Source organism: Clostridium sp. 1001270J_160509_D11 (genome assembly GCF_015667935.1).
Classification (GTDB): Bacteria; Bacillota; Clostridia; order Peptostreptococcales; family Peptostreptococcaceae; genus Intestinibacter.
Genome location: NZ_JADPET010000007.1, coordinates 1 through 12,683 on the forward strand (window position 1 = coordinate 1; position 12,683 = coordinate 12,683).

Genomic DNA, 12,683 nt, shown 5'->3' on the forward strand with positions numbered 1-12,683 from the left:
AAGATTCGCTATAAGAGAAGGTGGTAGAACAGTAGCATCTGGTGTTGTAGCATCTATAATAGAATAATCTATAATAGATTAATTAATTTTTCAAAATACGCATAATAAAATAAACAATTGAGGGGAGGGCTTAGGTTTTCCCCTTTTTATTTTAAGGAAATAATTTTAAGTTGTTGACAATATAATTTAAAGATTGTATACTGAATAAGGCTTTTAAATTACAAATAAAGTTTCTTCTGAACTTAAGATTTAGCAAAAGATTTGGTAAAAAAAATAAACTAAATAAATTAAAAAAAGTCTTGAAAAACTAAGAAGAATAATATAAAATATAATAGTGTGCTTGAGAGATACGAAAAACAAAATCCAAATTTAATTATTATATCGTTTAAATTTTAGGTTTAAGTTTACAGAACACCCGGAACTGTGTATCGGTATTAATGATTAAGTTTAAATGTTAAAAAAGGAGGGAAACAAAAATGGCTAAAAATGAAAAAATAAGAATAAGATTAAAGTCATATGATCACAAATTATTAGATTTTTCAGCTGGAAAAATAGTTGAAACTGCTAAAAAAGCTGGATCACAAGTTTCAGGACCTGTGCCACTACCAACTGAAAAACAAGTTGTGACAATATTAAGAGCTGTTCACAAATATAAAGATTCTAGAGAACAGTTCGAAATAAGAACTCATAAGAGATTAATAGACATAACTAGTCCAACACCTAAAACTGTAGACTCATTAATGAGATTAGATTTACCAGCTGGTGTAGACATAGAAATAAAATTATAATATCTACATTATAATATAAAACACCTAAGATACGGTCCTATAAGGTAGTTATCTTAGAATGATTACCGCTTTTGGTAATCCGCTGTAAGAATTATAGGAGGTGCTAATATGAAAGGAATATTAGGAAAAAAAATAGGTATGACTCAAATATTCACTGAACATGGTGAAGTAATACCTGTAACAGTAGTTGAAGCAGGTCCAGTAGTTGTTACTCAAGTTAAAACAACTGAAAATGATGGATACACTGCTATACAAGTTGGTTTCGGAGATGCTAAAGAAAAATCTTTAAACAAACCACAAAAAGGTCACTTAGCTGCTGCTAACACATTAAAAAAACATTTAAAAGAATTTAGAGTAGACTCTGTAGAAGGATATACAGTTGGACAAGAAATAAAAGCTGATTTATTCGCTGCAGGTGAATTAATAGATGTTACTGGAATAAGTAAAGGTAAAGGATTCCAAGGTCCAATAAAAAGACATGGACAATCAAGAGGTCCTGAAACTCACGGTTCTAGATACCACAGAAGACCAGGTTCAATGGGAGCTTGTTCTTACCCAGGTAGAGTTTTCAAAAACAAAAAATTAGCTGGACACATGGGTAGCGTTAAAGTTACAGTTCAAAACTTAGAAGTAGTAAGAGTTGACGCTGACAAAAACTTTATATTAGTAAAAGGTGCTATACCAGGAGCTAAAGGTTCAGTAGTAACAATAAAAGAAGCAGTTAAAGCTTCTAAATAATTGACTAACCTAAGAAAGGAGGAATCACAATGCCAAAATTAAACGTATTAAATATACAAGGACAAAATGTTGGTGAAATAGAATTATCAGATGCTGTATTCGGTGTTGAAGTGAATGAGCATGTATTATACGAAGTTGTAAAAAACCAACTTGCTAATAAAAGACAAGGTACTCAATCTGCTAAAACTAGAGCAGAAGTTAGAGGTGGCGGAAGAAAACCTTGGAGACAAAAAGGAACAGGTAGAGCTAGACAAGGTTCTATAAGAGCTGTACAATGGATAGGTGGAGGAGTTGCTTTCGCACCAAAACCAAGAAGCTACAGATACACATTACCAAAGAAAGTTAGAAGATTAGCTATGAAGAGTGCTTTAACTTCTAAAGTTCAAGCTAACGAAATGATAGTATTAGATGCTTTAACAATGGAAGCACCTAAAACTAAAGAGTTCGCTACAATATTAAAAAATGTAAATGCTGCTAAAAAAGCTTTAGTAGTAATGGCTGAAAAGAACGAAAACGTAATAAAATCAGCTGCTAATATACCAAACGTTGAAACTGCATTAGTTAACACTATAAATGTTTATGACATATTAAAATATGATTCATTCATAATAACTACTGATGCTGTTAAAAAAGTGGAGGAGGTGTACGCATAAAATGACTAATCCACATGATATAGTTATAAGACCAATAGTTACTGAACAAAGTATGGCTGACATGGCTGACAAAAAATACACTTTTGTAGTTCAAAAAGGAGCTAACAAAACTGAAATAAAAAAAGCAGTAGAATCAATATTCGGAGTAGATGTAGAAAAAGTTAATACATTAAACTACGATGGAAAAGTTAAAAGAATGGGTAGAAGCATAGGAAAAACTGCTAGCTACAAAAAAGCAGTAGTTAAATTAACTGCTGAAAGTAAAGAAATAGAATTTTTCCAAGGTATGTAATACTTAAGAAATAAAGGAGGGAAAATAAGATGGCTATTAAAAAATTTAAACCAACTTCTCCTGCCTTAAGAGAAATGACAGTTTTTATATCTGATGAAGTTACAACTAACCAACCAGAAAAATCTCTTTTAGTACCTTTAAAGAAGAATTCTGGGAGAAACGTTCACGGAAAAATAACTGTTCGTCACAGAGGTGGAGGAAACAGAAGAAAATACAGAATAATAGATTTTAAAAGAAATAAAGATGGTATTCCAGCAAAAGTTGCTACAATAGAATACGATCCAAACAGAACTGCTAATATAGCATTATTAAACTACGCAGATGGTGAGAAAAGATATATACTTGCTCCAGTAGGTATAAAAGTAGGAGATACTTTATTATCTGGACCAACTGCTGATATAAAACCAGGTAATGCATTAGCATTAAAAAACATGCCAGTAGGTACTGTAGTTCACAACATAGAGTTAAAAGCTGGAAAAGGCGCTCAATTAGTTAGATCTGCAGGTGTTTCAGCTCAATTAATGGCTAAAGAAGGAAACAAAGCATTATTAAGATTACCATCTGGTGAAATGAGATATGTATCAATAGAATGTAAAGCTACTATAGGACAAGTAGGTAACGTAGAACACGCTAACGAAACTATAGGTAAAGCAGGTAGAAAAAGACATATGGGTATCAGACCTACAGTAAGAGGTTCTGTAATGAACCCTAACGACCATCCACACGGTGGTGGGGAAGGTAGATCTCCAATAGGTAGACCATCTCCAGTAACTCCATGGGGTAAACCAGCTCTTGGATACAAAACTAGAAAGAAAAATAAAGCATCTAATAAATTAATAGTTTCAAGAAGAACTAAATAGTAGATGACGAAACAATAGATTTTAAATAGAAATTTATTTTACTCGGGAAGGAGGAAATTAAATGTCAAGATCAACTAAAAAAGGACCTTTTGTTCACCCTAGACTTCTTAAAAAAATAGAAGCTATGAACGAAAGCGGAAGCAAAGAAGTTATAAAAACTTGGTCAAGAAGTTCAACTATATTCCCTCAAATGGTAGAGCACACTATAGCTGTACATGACGGAAGAAGACATATTCCTGTATATATAACAGAAGATATGGTAGGACACAAATTAGGAGAATTTGTTCCAACAAGAACTTTCAAAGGTCACAAAGATGACGAAAAAGGAAATAAGAGAAAATAATTAAATCCTGACTAGGAAAGGAGGAAGAACGATGGAAGCAAGATCAATCGCAAAATATGTACGTGTATCTCCAAGAAAAGCAGGTCAAGTATGCTCTCTTGTAAGAGGTAAAAACGTTGATGAAGCTTTAGCAATATTAAAATTCACTCCTAGAGGAGCAGCTGATATAATAGCTAAAGTAGTAAAATCAGCAAAAGCTAATGCTGAAAATAACCATGAAATGGATGCAGATAAATTATACGTAGCATCAATAGTTGCTAATCAAGGACCAACAATAAAAAGATTTATGCCTAGAGCACAAGGTCGTGCAACTATGATAAGAAAAAGAACTTCTCACATAGAGGTTGTTTTAAAAGAAAGACAATAAGAGATAGGAGGGAAATAAATGGGACAAAAGGTTAACCCACACGGACTAAGAGTCGGTGTTATAAAAGATTGGGATTCAAGATGGTTCACTACTGATAAAAAAGAGTTCGGAAGTTTATTATTAGAAGACCACCAAATAAGAACATTCTTAAAAGAAAGATTATACGTTGCTGGTGTTGCTAAAATAGAAATAGAAAGATCAGCAAACAAAATAAGAATAGATCTTCATGTTGCTAAACCAGGTGTGGTTATAGGTGCAGCTGGAGCTAAAATAGAAGCTTTAAAAGCTGAATTAGAAAAAATGACTAAGAAAACTGTTATAGTTAATATAATAGAAGTTAAAGGAATAGACAGAAATGCTCAATTAGTAGCTGAAAACATAGCATTAGCTATCGAAAGAAGGGTAGCTTTCAGAAGAGCTATGAAACAAGCTGTACAAAGAGCTTTAAAATCTGGTGCAAAAGGTATAAAAGTTGCTGCATCTGGTAGATTAGGTGGAGCAGAAATGGCTAGAACTGAAGGTTATAGCGAAGGAAATGTACCTCTTCAAACTTTAAGATCTGATATAGATTACGGTTTCGCAGAAGCTGATACTACTTATGGTAAAATAGGTATAAAAGTTTGGATATGCAATGGGGAAGTATTACCAACTAGAAATGGTGTAAACCCTAGAGAAGAAAGAAAAGACAACAGAAGAGACAGAAGAGATAACAAGAGAAGAGATAACAGAAGAGATAACAATAGAAGAAATTCTAGAGGAAACGATAGAGCTAGAGGACAAAGACCTCAAAGATCTGAAAAAAATAATTAATCAAAGTTAGCTTCAAGGAAGGAGGAGAAATCTCATGTTAATGCCAAAGAGAGTAAAACGTCGTAGAGTTCATAGAGGAAGAATGACTGGAAAGGCTCAAAAAGGTAACACAGTTACTTACGGAGAATACGGACTAGTTGCTTTAGAACCATCTTGGATAACTTCTAATCAAATAGAAGCTGCCAGAATCGCGATGACAAGATATATAAAAAGAGGCGGGAAAGTTTGGATAAAAATATTCCCTCATAAACCAGTAACAAGAAAACCAGCTGAAACTCGTATGGGTGCTGGGAAAGGTTCTCCAGAATATTGGGTAGCCGTAGTTAAACCAGGAAGAGTAATGTTTGAGTTAGCAGGTGTTCCTGAAGAAAAAGCTAGAGAAGCAATGAGACTAGCAGCTCACAAACTTCCTATAAAATGTAAATTTGTGAAAAAAGAAGATTTAGATGTAAAGGGTGGTGAATAGGATGAAAGCTAAAGAGTTAAGAGATTTAAAAAGCGAAGAGCTAATAGTTAAATTAAATGACTTCAAAAGTGAATTATTTAGCTTAAGATTCCAATTAGCTACTGGTCAATTAGAAAATACAGCAAGAATAAAAATGGTTAAAAAAGATATTGCAAGAGTTAAAACTATCCTTGCTGAAAGAAAGTTAAACGAAACTAGAGCTTAATTTGGAAAGGAGGCTTTTAAACATGGAAAGAGGAAGAAGAAAAGTAAGAATAGGCCGTGTTGTAAGTAATAAAATGGACAAAACAATAGTTGTTGCTGTTGAAGATTTCGTACGTCATGAATTATACAACAAACCTGTTAAAAGAACTAAAAAGTTTAAGGCACACGACGAAAATAACGAATGTAGAATCGGAGATAGAGTAAAAATAATGGAAACTAGACCTTTATCAAAAGATAAAAGATTTAGACTAGTTGAAGTTGTTGAAAAAGTTAAGTAGTTTTTTTGAAAAGGAGGGATTACTATGGTACAACAAGAGACACGCTTAAAAGTTGCTGACAATTCTGGTGCAAAAGAATTACTATGTATACGTGTACTAGGCGGAAGTAAAAGAAAATATGGTAACGTAGGTGACGTAATAGTTGCTACAGTTAAAAGTGCAACACCTGGTGGAGTTGTAAAAAAAGGAAAAGTAGTTAAAGCTGTTATAGTAAGAAGTAAAAAAGGCATTAAACGTAATGACGGAAGTTATATAGCGTTCGATGAAAATGCTGCAGTTATAATAAAAGATGATAAAACTCCAGTAGGAACTCGTATATTCGGGCCTGTTGCTAGAGAGTTAAGAGATCATGAATTCATGAAAATAGTTTCTCTTGCTCCAGAAGTACTATAATAAGGAGGTGCAATAGGAGACATGATGCGCGTTAAGAAAGATGACACAGTTGTAGTTATAGCTGGTAAAGATAAAGGTAAAAAAGGTAAAGTTGTTGCTGTTTTACCAAAACAAAACAGAGTAGTTGTTGAAGGTGTTAACATAATGACTAAACACCAAAAACCAACTGCAGTTAATCCACAAGGTGGAATAATAAACAAAGAAGCTCCAATTCATATATCTAACGTAATGCCACTTGATCCAGAAACTGGAAAAGGAACTAGAGTTAGATTCGAAATGAAAGATGGAAAAAAAGTAAGAGTAGCAGTTAAGAGCGGAAAAGAAATATAATACAATATAACTCGAAAGGAGGGACCGTAAATGACTTCTAGATTACAAGAAAAATACATGAAAGAAGTTGCTCCTGCGTTAATGGAGAAATTTAATTACAAAAACGTAATGGAAATACCTAAAATAGATAAAATAGTTATCAACATGGGTATAGGTGACGCTAAAGAAAATCCAAAAGGATTAGAAAAAGCTGTTGAAGAAATGGAACTTATAGCAGGTCAAAAACCAGTTATAACAAGAGCTAAAAAATCAGTAGCTAACTTCAAATTAAGAGAAGGTATGCCAATAGGTGCAAAAGTTACTTTAAGACAAGATAAAATGTACTATTTCATGGATAAATTAGTATCAGTTACTTTACCAAGAGTTAGAGACTTCAGAGGTATAAATCCAAATGCTTTTGATGGTAGAGGAAACTATGCTTTAGGAATAAAAGAACAATTAATATTCCCAGAAATAGAGTATGATAAAGTAGACAAAGTAAGAGGAATGGATATAATATTCGTTACTACAGCTAAATCAGATGAGGAAGCTAGAGAATTACTAAAATTATTAGGAATGCCATTTTCAAAATAATAAAAAGGAGGGATTCCAGTGGCTAGAAAAGCAATGGTTGTAAAACAACAAAAGAAACAAAAATATAAAACTAGAGAATACACTAGATGTTCTATATGTGGTAGACCACATTCAGTTTTAAGAAGCTTTGGTATATGCCGTATATGCTTTAGAGAATTAGCTTACAAAGGACAAATACCTGGTGTAAGAAAAGCAAGTTGGTAGAATTTGCCCAAATATGAAAGGAGGTTTTCAATATGACAATGACAGATCCAATTGCAGATATGCTTACTCGTATAAGAAATGCAAATACTGTTAAGCATGAAACTGTTGATGTTCCAGCTTCTAACATAAAGAAAGAAATAGTAAGAATCTTATTAGAAGAAGGTTTCGTTAGAGGTTATGATGTTATAGAAGATGAAAAACAAGGAATAATAAGAATACAATTAAAGTACGGACAAGCAGGAGAGAGAGTTATACAAGGTATAAAAAGAATCTCTAAACCTGGTATGAGAGTTTATACAAACGCTTATGAAATACCTAAAGTATTAAACGGATTAGGTATATCAATAATATCTACTTCAAAAGGGATATTAACTGATAAACAAGCAAGAAAAGAAAATGTTGGTGGAGAAGTTATCTGCTACGTTTGGTAATAATATTAAAGGAAGCAAGGAGGTGTAACTATGTCAAGAATAGGTTTAAAACCAATAACAGTACCTGCAGGTGTAGAAGTTACTATAGCTGAAGGTAACCACGTTACTGTAAAAGGACCAAAAGGTACTTTAGAAAAACAGTTCGACGCTGCTTTAACAATAACTAAAGAAGGCGACGTTATAACAGTTGCTAGACCAACAAACAACAAACAACATAGATCATTACACGGATTAACTAGAACGTTAATAAACAATATGATAACTGGTGTTAATGCTGGTTTCGAAAAGAAATTAGAATTAGTTGGTGTTGGATACAGAGCACAAAAACAAGGAAATAAATTAGTTATGAACTTAGGATTCTCACATCCAGTAGAAATGGAAGATCCAGAAGGTATAACTGTAGAAGTTCCAAATCAAACTGAATTAGTAGTAAAAGGTATAGACAAACAATTAGTTGGTAACTACGCTGCTAAAATAAGAGATTGGAGAAAACCAGAACCATACAAAGGTAAAGGTATAAAATACGCTGGTGAATATATAAGACGTAAAGAAGGTAAAACTGGTAAAAAATAGGTAGAACCTAAAGTTTAACCAAAATAAAGTTGAACCAAATATAAGGTTGAAAGGAGTGAGCTCAGTGTTAAAGAAAGCTGATAAAAACGCTAAAAGACTTCAAAGACATAAGAGAGTTCGTAGAAAAGTGTTCGGAACACCTCAAAGACCAAGATTATGTGTATTTAGAAGTTCAAACAATATATATGCTCAAATAATAGATGACACAAATAGAGTAACTCTTGTTGCTGCATCTTCATTAGATGAAGCTGTTAAGGGTGCTGTTAATCATACAGGAAATAAAGAAGCAGCTAAATTAGTTGGCGAAATGGTAGCTAAAAAAGCTGTTGAAAAAGGAATCACTGAAGTAGTATTCGACAGAGGCGGATATATATATCATGGAAGAATAAAAGAATTAGCTGAAGGTGCAAGAGAAGCTGGTCTTAAATTCTAATAAAAGAGGAGGGAAGAAGGCATGCGTCGTAAACTTATAGATGCTAGACAACTAGACTTACAAGAAAGAGTTGTTGAGGTAAGACGTGTTACTAAAGTTGTTAAAGGTGGTAGAAACTTTAGATTCGCAGCTTTAGTAGTAGTTGGAGATGAAAACGGACACGTTGGTATAGGTACTGGAAAAGCAATGGAAGTTCCAGATGCTATAAAAAAAGCAGCAGAAGATGCTAAAAAGAATCTTATCAGAGTACCAATAGTTGGTACAACTATTCCTCACGAAGTAATCGGACACTTCGGTGCTGGGAAAATAATAATAATGCCTGCTCAAGAAGGTACAGGAATCATCGCTGGTGGTGCTGCAAGAACTGTATTAGAATTATCAGGATTAAAAGATGTTAGAGCTAAATCTTTAGGATCTAAAAATCCAAGAAATATGGTTAATGCTGCTATAGAAGGATTAAGTTCTTTAAAAACAGCTGAAGATGTAGCTAGACTTAGAGGTAAAAAAGTAGAAGATCTTTTAGGATAAGGAGGTAGTGTGAAATGGCTAAATTACAAATAAAATTAGTTAGAAGTACAATAGGGACTACTCCTAAACAAAAAAAGAATGTTGAAGCTTTAGGATTAAGAAGAAGAGAACAAGTAGTTGTTAAAGAAGATAATGCCCAAATGAGAGGTATGATCGCAAAAGTTGCTCACTTAGTTGAAGTAACTGAAATAGCTGAATAATAATAGATAAGGAATAAAGAAGGAGGTGCAATCCATGAAACTACATGAGTTAAAACCTGCTCAAGGTGCAGTAAAATCTAGAAAAAGATTAGGTAGAGGTACTGCTACAGGTCAAGGTAAAACTGCAGGACGTGGACAAAAAGGTCAAAAATCTCGTTCAGGCGGTGGAGTAAGAGTTGGATTCGAAGGTGGACAAATGCCACTAGCTAGAAGACTTCCTAAGAGAGGTTTCAAAAATCCATTCAGAAAAATATACACAGAAGTTAACGTTGAACTTTTAAATAGATTTGAAAATGGTACAGAAATAACTGCAGAATTATTAAAATCTACAGGTGCTATAAGTAAAATAGAAAAAGACGGAGTAAAAATATTAGGAGAAGGAACTCTTGAGAAAGCTGTAACAGTTAAAGCTGCTAAGTTCACTGCTTCAGCTCAAGAAAAAATCGAAAAAGCTGGAGGAAAAGCAGAATTAGTATAATATCTGTTCTTTCAAAAGTTACAGGTGGGTGATATTACGTGCTATCAAAGATAAAACAATCTTGGAAAGTAAAAGATGTAAGAAGAAGAATCTTATATACCCTAATGATGATTCTAATATTTAGAATAGGTACCACAATACCAGTTCCTGATGTAAACACAAGTATTATTAGTAATTTAGTAAGTGGTAATAGCTTACTAGCTCTATATAATATGTTCACAGGAGGAGCATTTAGTAACTTTACACTATTTGCTCTAGGTATAGGGCCTTATATCACTGCTTCAATCATAATACAACTTTTAACAGTAGGTTTCGACAGTTTGAAAGAACTTCAGAAATCTGGTGAAGAAGGTAGAAAGAAGATGAATATGTACACTAAATATACAGCATTAGTATTAGCAATAATACAAGCGGTAGGTATAACTCTAGGGGTTATAAAGAGTGCATTGACATCTGACAGTATTTTCTCTATTGCTACAGTTATCATGACATTAGTTTCAGCAAGTATGATATTAATGTGGATGGGTGATAGAATAACTGAAAAAGGACTAGGAAACGGAAGTTCTATCATTATATTTGTTGGTATTATCTCAAGAATACCTTCAGATTTAATAAGTGTAGTAAAATCAGTTCAATCTGGTACATTAGTATTATGGTTAGCTATAGTATTAGCTGTAATAATGTTAGTAACTATCGCTTTAGTTACATTTATTAACGAGGCGGTAAGAAAAATACCAGTACAATATGCTAAAAAAGTTGTTGGAAGAAAGTTATATGGAGGTCAAAACTCTCATATACCAATGAAAGTAAATCAATCAGGGGTTATGCCAATAATCTTTGCTAGTTCACTTTTAGCATTTCCACAAACAATAGCATTATTTATGGGCAAAAATGCCCAAAATTTTGTTTCCACTTACTTAAGCACATCTGGTGATATAGGATTTTGGATTTATAGATCACTAGAAGTTCTATTAATAGTATTTTTCTCTTATTTTTATACTACAATATCATTCAATGTGGACGATATTGCTGAAAATATGAAAAATAATGGTGGATTCATACCAGGAATAAGACCTGGTAGACCTACAGTAGATTACTTAAGCAAAATACTATCTAGAATAACTCTTGCGGGAGCTTTATTCTTAGCAGTAATAGCAATGATACCAGCATTCACAGTACACTTTATGAGTGTAAACATGAGTTTAGCAGGTACATCAATACTAATCGTTGTAGGGGTAGCACTTGAGCTTAAGAGACAGTTAGAGTCACACCTAGTTATGAGAAGTTATCAAGGATTTTTAAAATAAATTGGAGATGATTAAATGAGACTAATATTATTAGGACCTCCTGGTGCTGGAAAAGGAACTCAAGCAGCAGGGATAGTTGAAAAATACAAAATACCTCATATATCAACAGGAGATATATTTAGACAAAATATAAAAGAGGGAACAGACCTTGGAAAGAAAGCTAAAGAATATATGGATCAAGGTTTATTAGTTCCAGACGAACTAACAGTTGGTCTAGTAACTGATAGAATATCACAACCTGATTGTGGTAATGGATTCATGTTAGATGGATTTCCAAGAAATGTATCTCAAGCAGTACAATTAGATGCATTTCTAAAAGAACATGGTATTGCTTTAGATAAAGTAATAAATATAGAAGTTGATAAAGAAAAGTTAGTTGCAAGAGCTGTAGGTAGAAGAATCTGTAAATCTTGTGGTGCTACTTATCATATAGAATTTAACCCATCTAAAGAAGAAGGCGTTTGTGATATATGTAAAGGAGAACTTTATCAAAGAGCCGACGATAATGAAGAGACAGTTTCAAAAAGAATACAAGTTTACTTAGATGAAACTAAACCATTAGCTGATTATTATTCTAAAGTTGGAATAATAGCAGATATAGATGGTCAACAATCTATAGACAAAGTATTCAACGATATAGTTTCTGCATTAGAAGGCAAATAGATAATGATCAACTTAAAATCTAAAGAAGAAATAGAAATCATGAGAGAGGCAGGCAAAATTGTCGCCGAAACTCATGAATTATTAAAGTCAGCTATAATTCCGGGGGTATCAACTCTAGAGTTAGATACAATAGCTGAAGAGAATATAAGAAAATATAATGCAGTACCATCTTTTAAAGGCTATGGAGGATTCAAAGGAAGTATCTGTGCATCTATCAATAATGAAGTTGTACATGGTATTCCAGGAAACAAAATAGTAAAAGAGGGAGACATTATAAGTATTGATATAGGAGCCTATTATAAAGGATATCATGGTGATGCTGCAAAAACGCACGCTGTCGGTGTAATATCTGAAGACAATAGGAAGTTAATAGAAGTAACACGTCAAAGCTTCTATGAAGGAATAAAGTTTGCAAAAATCGGATACAGACTTTCGGACATCTCACACGCAATACAAACATATGTTGAAAAGAATGGCTTTTCAGTAGTTAGGGACTTGGTTGGTCATGGAGTAGGCACACATCTTCATGAACCACCTGATGTACCTAATTATGGGAAACCAGGAAAAGGACCAAAATTAAAGGCTGGAATGGTTTTAGCTATAGAGCCAATGGTGAATATGGGCAAATTCAATGTCAAATGTCTATCAGATGGATGGACTATTGTTACAATCGATGGGAAAAATTCAGCACACTATGAACATACGATAGTAATTACAGAAAATGAGCCAATTTTGCTAACAAGTCTTTAAATTTAGTCAAATAAATGATAT

24 protein-coding genes are annotated in these 12,683 nt (G+C 33.2%); all 24 read left to right on the forward strand.

The window, feature by feature from the left end; genetic code table 11:
• The first annotated feature begins 476 nt into the window (after positions 1 to 476).
• The 24 genes from rpsJ to map all read left to right on the forward strand — a co-directional run bounded on the left by rpsJ (position 477) and on the right by map (position 12,662).
• Positions 477 to 788, forward strand: coding sequence for a 30S ribosomal protein S10 (rpsJ, locus tag I4U58_RS01480; protein WP_007285285.1), 312 nt, complete (start codon positions 477 to 479; stop codon positions 786 to 788).
• Positions 789 to 896: 108 nt separating this feature from the next.
• A complete protein-coding gene (gene rplC, locus I4U58_RS01485) occupies positions 897 to 1,526 on the forward strand; it encodes a 50S ribosomal protein L3 (RefSeq protein ID WP_195929248.1) in 630 nt (209 codons plus the stop codon).
• Between the two features lie 29 nt (positions 1,527 to 1,555).
• The gene (gene rplD / locus I4U58_RS01490) at positions 1,556 to 2,179 is read left to right on the forward strand and encodes a 50S ribosomal protein L4 (protein WP_195929250.1); all 624 of its coding nucleotides are present in this window, start codon (positions 1,556 to 1,558) and stop codon (positions 2,177 to 2,179) included.
• A 1-nt stretch (position 2,180) separates the two neighbouring features.
• Positions 2,181 to 2,471, forward strand: coding sequence for a 50S ribosomal protein L23 (gene rplW, locus I4U58_RS01495; RefSeq protein WP_195929252.1), 291 nt, complete (start codon positions 2,181 to 2,183; stop codon positions 2,469 to 2,471).
• A 29-nt stretch (positions 2,472 to 2,500) separates the two neighbouring features.
• Positions 2,501 to 3,331, forward strand: a complete 831-nt coding sequence (gene rplB, locus I4U58_RS01500) for a 50S ribosomal protein L2 (RefSeq protein WP_195929254.1) — start codon at positions 2,501 to 2,503, stop codon at positions 3,329 to 3,331.
• Positions 3,332 to 3,392: 61 nt separating this feature from the next.
• Positions 3,393 to 3,674 carry a 30S ribosomal protein S19 gene (rpsS, locus tag I4U58_RS01505; RefSeq protein WP_195929256.1) on the forward strand — a complete coding sequence of 94 codons (282 nt, stop codon included), beginning with the start codon at positions 3,393 to 3,395 and terminating at the stop codon, positions 3,672 to 3,674.
• A gap of 31 nt (positions 3,675 to 3,705) precedes the next feature.
• Entirely contained in the window at positions 3,706 to 4,041 is a 336-nt protein-coding gene (gene rplV / locus I4U58_RS01510) for a 50S ribosomal protein L22 (protein ID WP_195929265.1), read from the forward strand.
• A gap of 18 nt (positions 4,042 to 4,059) precedes the next feature.
• Entirely contained in the window at positions 4,060 to 4,851 is a 792-nt protein-coding gene (rpsC, locus tag I4U58_RS01515) for a 30S ribosomal protein S3 (protein WP_195929266.1), read from the forward strand.
• A 34-nt stretch (positions 4,852 to 4,885) separates the two neighbouring features.
• A complete protein-coding gene (rplP, locus tag I4U58_RS01520; RefSeq protein ID WP_022070621.1) occupies positions 4,886 to 5,317 on the forward strand; it encodes a 50S ribosomal protein L16 in 432 nt (143 codons plus the stop codon).
• Position 5,318: 1 nt separating this feature from the next.
• Positions 5,319 to 5,522, forward strand: a complete 204-nt coding sequence (gene rpmC, locus I4U58_RS01525) for a 50S ribosomal protein L29 (RefSeq protein ID WP_007285294.1) — start codon at positions 5,319 to 5,321, stop codon at positions 5,520 to 5,522.
• A 22-nt stretch (positions 5,523 to 5,544) separates the two neighbouring features.
• Positions 5,545 to 5,799 carry a 30S ribosomal protein S17 gene (gene rpsQ, locus I4U58_RS01530; RefSeq protein WP_022070620.1) on the forward strand — a complete coding sequence of 85 codons (255 nt, stop codon included), beginning with the start codon at positions 5,545 to 5,547 and terminating at the stop codon, positions 5,797 to 5,799.
• A 24-nt stretch (positions 5,800 to 5,823) separates the two neighbouring features.
• Positions 5,824 to 6,192: a 50S ribosomal protein L14 gene (gene rplN, locus I4U58_RS01535; RefSeq protein ID WP_007285296.1), complete on the forward strand. Its 369-nt coding sequence runs from the start codon at positions 5,824 to 5,826 to the stop codon at positions 6,190 to 6,192.
• 21 nt (positions 6,193 to 6,213) lie between these two features.
• Positions 6,214 to 6,522 carry a 50S ribosomal protein L24 gene (rplX, locus tag I4U58_RS01540; protein WP_343004161.1) on the forward strand — a complete coding sequence of 103 codons (309 nt, stop codon included), beginning with the start codon at positions 6,214 to 6,216 and terminating at the stop codon, positions 6,520 to 6,522.
• 30 nt (positions 6,523 to 6,552) lie between these two features.
• Positions 6,553 to 7,095, forward strand: coding sequence for a 50S ribosomal protein L5 (gene rplE, locus I4U58_RS01545; RefSeq protein ID WP_007285298.1), 543 nt, complete (start codon positions 6,553 to 6,555; stop codon positions 7,093 to 7,095).
• Between the two features lie 18 nt (positions 7,096 to 7,113).
• Entirely contained in the window at positions 7,114 to 7,299 is a 186-nt protein-coding gene (locus I4U58_RS01550) for a type Z 30S ribosomal protein S14 (RefSeq protein WP_007285299.1), read from the forward strand.
• Between the two features lie 32 nt (positions 7,300 to 7,331).
• Positions 7,332 to 7,730, forward strand: coding sequence for a 30S ribosomal protein S8 (gene rpsH, locus I4U58_RS01555; RefSeq protein WP_007285300.1), 399 nt, complete (start codon positions 7,332 to 7,334; stop codon positions 7,728 to 7,730).
• A 30-nt stretch (positions 7,731 to 7,760) separates the two neighbouring features.
• Positions 7,761 to 8,303, forward strand: a complete 543-nt coding sequence (gene rplF / locus I4U58_RS01560; protein ID WP_007285301.1) for a 50S ribosomal protein L6 — start codon at positions 7,761 to 7,763, stop codon at positions 8,301 to 8,303.
• Between the two features lie 64 nt (positions 8,304 to 8,367).
• On the forward strand, positions 8,368 to 8,736 hold the full coding sequence (gene rplR / locus I4U58_RS01565) for a 50S ribosomal protein L18 (protein WP_195929268.1): 369 nt from the start codon (positions 8,368 to 8,370) through the stop codon (positions 8,734 to 8,736).
• A 21-nt stretch (positions 8,737 to 8,757) separates the two neighbouring features.
• Positions 8,758 to 9,264: a 30S ribosomal protein S5 gene (gene rpsE / locus I4U58_RS01570; protein ID WP_007285303.1), complete on the forward strand. Its 507-nt coding sequence runs from the start codon at positions 8,758 to 8,760 to the stop codon at positions 9,262 to 9,264.
• Between the two features lie 14 nt (positions 9,265 to 9,278).
• Positions 9,279 to 9,464, forward strand: coding sequence for a 50S ribosomal protein L30 (gene rpmD, locus I4U58_RS01575; protein WP_007285304.1), 186 nt, complete (start codon positions 9,279 to 9,281; stop codon positions 9,462 to 9,464).
• Between the two features lie 34 nt (positions 9,465 to 9,498).
• A complete protein-coding gene (gene rplO / locus I4U58_RS01580; protein WP_195929270.1) occupies positions 9,499 to 9,942 on the forward strand; it encodes a 50S ribosomal protein L15 in 444 nt (147 codons plus the stop codon).
• A 38-nt stretch (positions 9,943 to 9,980) separates the two neighbouring features.
• On the forward strand, positions 9,981 to 11,249 hold the full coding sequence (secY, locus tag I4U58_RS01585) for a preprotein translocase subunit SecY (protein WP_195929272.1): 1,269 nt from the start codon (positions 9,981 to 9,983) through the stop codon (positions 11,247 to 11,249).
• A gap of 15 nt (positions 11,250 to 11,264) precedes the next feature.
• Positions 11,265 to 11,912, forward strand: a complete 648-nt coding sequence (locus tag I4U58_RS01590; protein ID WP_195929274.1) for an adenylate kinase — start codon at positions 11,265 to 11,267, stop codon at positions 11,910 to 11,912.
• Positions 11,913 to 11,915: 3 nt separating this feature from the next.
• A complete protein-coding gene (gene map / locus I4U58_RS01595) occupies positions 11,916 to 12,662 on the forward strand; it encodes a type I methionyl aminopeptidase (RefSeq protein WP_195929276.1) in 747 nt (248 codons plus the stop codon).
• Positions 12,663 to 12,683: the final 21 nt, after the last annotated feature.

What these genes read in the sequence shown, in the direction of transcription:
- rplC (WP_195929248.1), top strand. Translation starts at nt 897, where the DNA reads ATGAAAGGAATATTAGGAAAAAAAATAGGTATGACTCAAATATTCACT.
- rpsC (WP_195929266.1), top strand. Translation starts at nt 4,060, where the DNA reads ATGGGACAAAAGGTTAACCCACACGGACTAAGAGTCGGTGTTATAAAA.
- rpmD (WP_007285304.1), top strand. Translation starts at nt 9,279, where the DNA reads ATGGCTAAATTACAAATAAAATTAGTTAGAAGTACAATAGGGACTACT.
- rplV (WP_195929265.1), top strand. Translation starts at nt 3,706, where the DNA reads ATGGAAGCAAGATCAATCGCAAAATATGTACGTGTATCTCCAAGAAAA.
- rpsJ (WP_007285285.1), top strand. Translation starts at nt 477, where the DNA reads ATGGCTAAAAATGAAAAAATAAGAATAAGATTAAAGTCATATGATCAC.
- rplW (WP_195929252.1), top strand. Translation starts at nt 2,181, where the DNA reads ATGACTAATCCACATGATATAGTTATAAGACCAATAGTTACTGAACAA.
- I4U58_RS01590 (WP_195929274.1), top strand. Translation starts at nt 11,265, where the DNA reads ATGAGACTAATATTATTAGGACCTCCTGGTGCTGGAAAAGGAACTCAA.
- rplP (WP_022070621.1), top strand. Translation starts at nt 4,886, where the DNA reads ATGTTAATGCCAAAGAGAGTAAAACGTCGTAGAGTTCATAGAGGAAGA.
- rplX (WP_343004161.1), top strand. Translation starts at nt 6,214, where the DNA reads ATGATGCGCGTTAAGAAAGATGACACAGTTGTAGTTATAGCTGGTAAA.
- rplN (WP_007285296.1), top strand. Translation starts at nt 5,824, where the DNA reads ATGGTACAACAAGAGACACGCTTAAAAGTTGCTGACAATTCTGGTGCA.
- rplD (WP_195929250.1), top strand. Translation starts at nt 1,556, where the DNA reads ATGCCAAAATTAAACGTATTAAATATACAAGGACAAAATGTTGGTGAA.
- rplE (WP_007285298.1), top strand. Translation starts at nt 6,553, where the DNA reads ATGACTTCTAGATTACAAGAAAAATACATGAAAGAAGTTGCTCCTGCG.
- rpsH (WP_007285300.1), top strand. Translation starts at nt 7,332, where the DNA reads ATGACAATGACAGATCCAATTGCAGATATGCTTACTCGTATAAGAAAT.
- rplO (WP_195929270.1), top strand. Translation starts at nt 9,499, where the DNA reads ATGAAACTACATGAGTTAAAACCTGCTCAAGGTGCAGTAAAATCTAGA.
- map (WP_195929276.1), top strand. Translation starts at nt 11,916, where the DNA reads ATGATCAACTTAAAATCTAAAGAAGAAATAGAAATCATGAGAGAGGCA.
- rplB (WP_195929254.1), top strand. Translation starts at nt 2,501, where the DNA reads ATGGCTATTAAAAAATTTAAACCAACTTCTCCTGCCTTAAGAGAAATG.
- rpsE (WP_007285303.1), top strand. Translation starts at nt 8,758, where the DNA reads ATGCGTCGTAAACTTATAGATGCTAGACAACTAGACTTACAAGAAAGA.
- rpsQ (WP_022070620.1), top strand. Translation starts at nt 5,545, where the DNA reads ATGGAAAGAGGAAGAAGAAAAGTAAGAATAGGCCGTGTTGTAAGTAAT.
- rpmC (WP_007285294.1), top strand. Translation starts at nt 5,319, where the DNA reads ATGAAAGCTAAAGAGTTAAGAGATTTAAAAAGCGAAGAGCTAATAGTT.
- rplF (WP_007285301.1), top strand. Translation starts at nt 7,761, where the DNA reads ATGTCAAGAATAGGTTTAAAACCAATAACAGTACCTGCAGGTGTAGAA.
- rpsS (WP_195929256.1), top strand. Translation starts at nt 3,393, where the DNA reads ATGTCAAGATCAACTAAAAAAGGACCTTTTGTTCACCCTAGACTTCTT.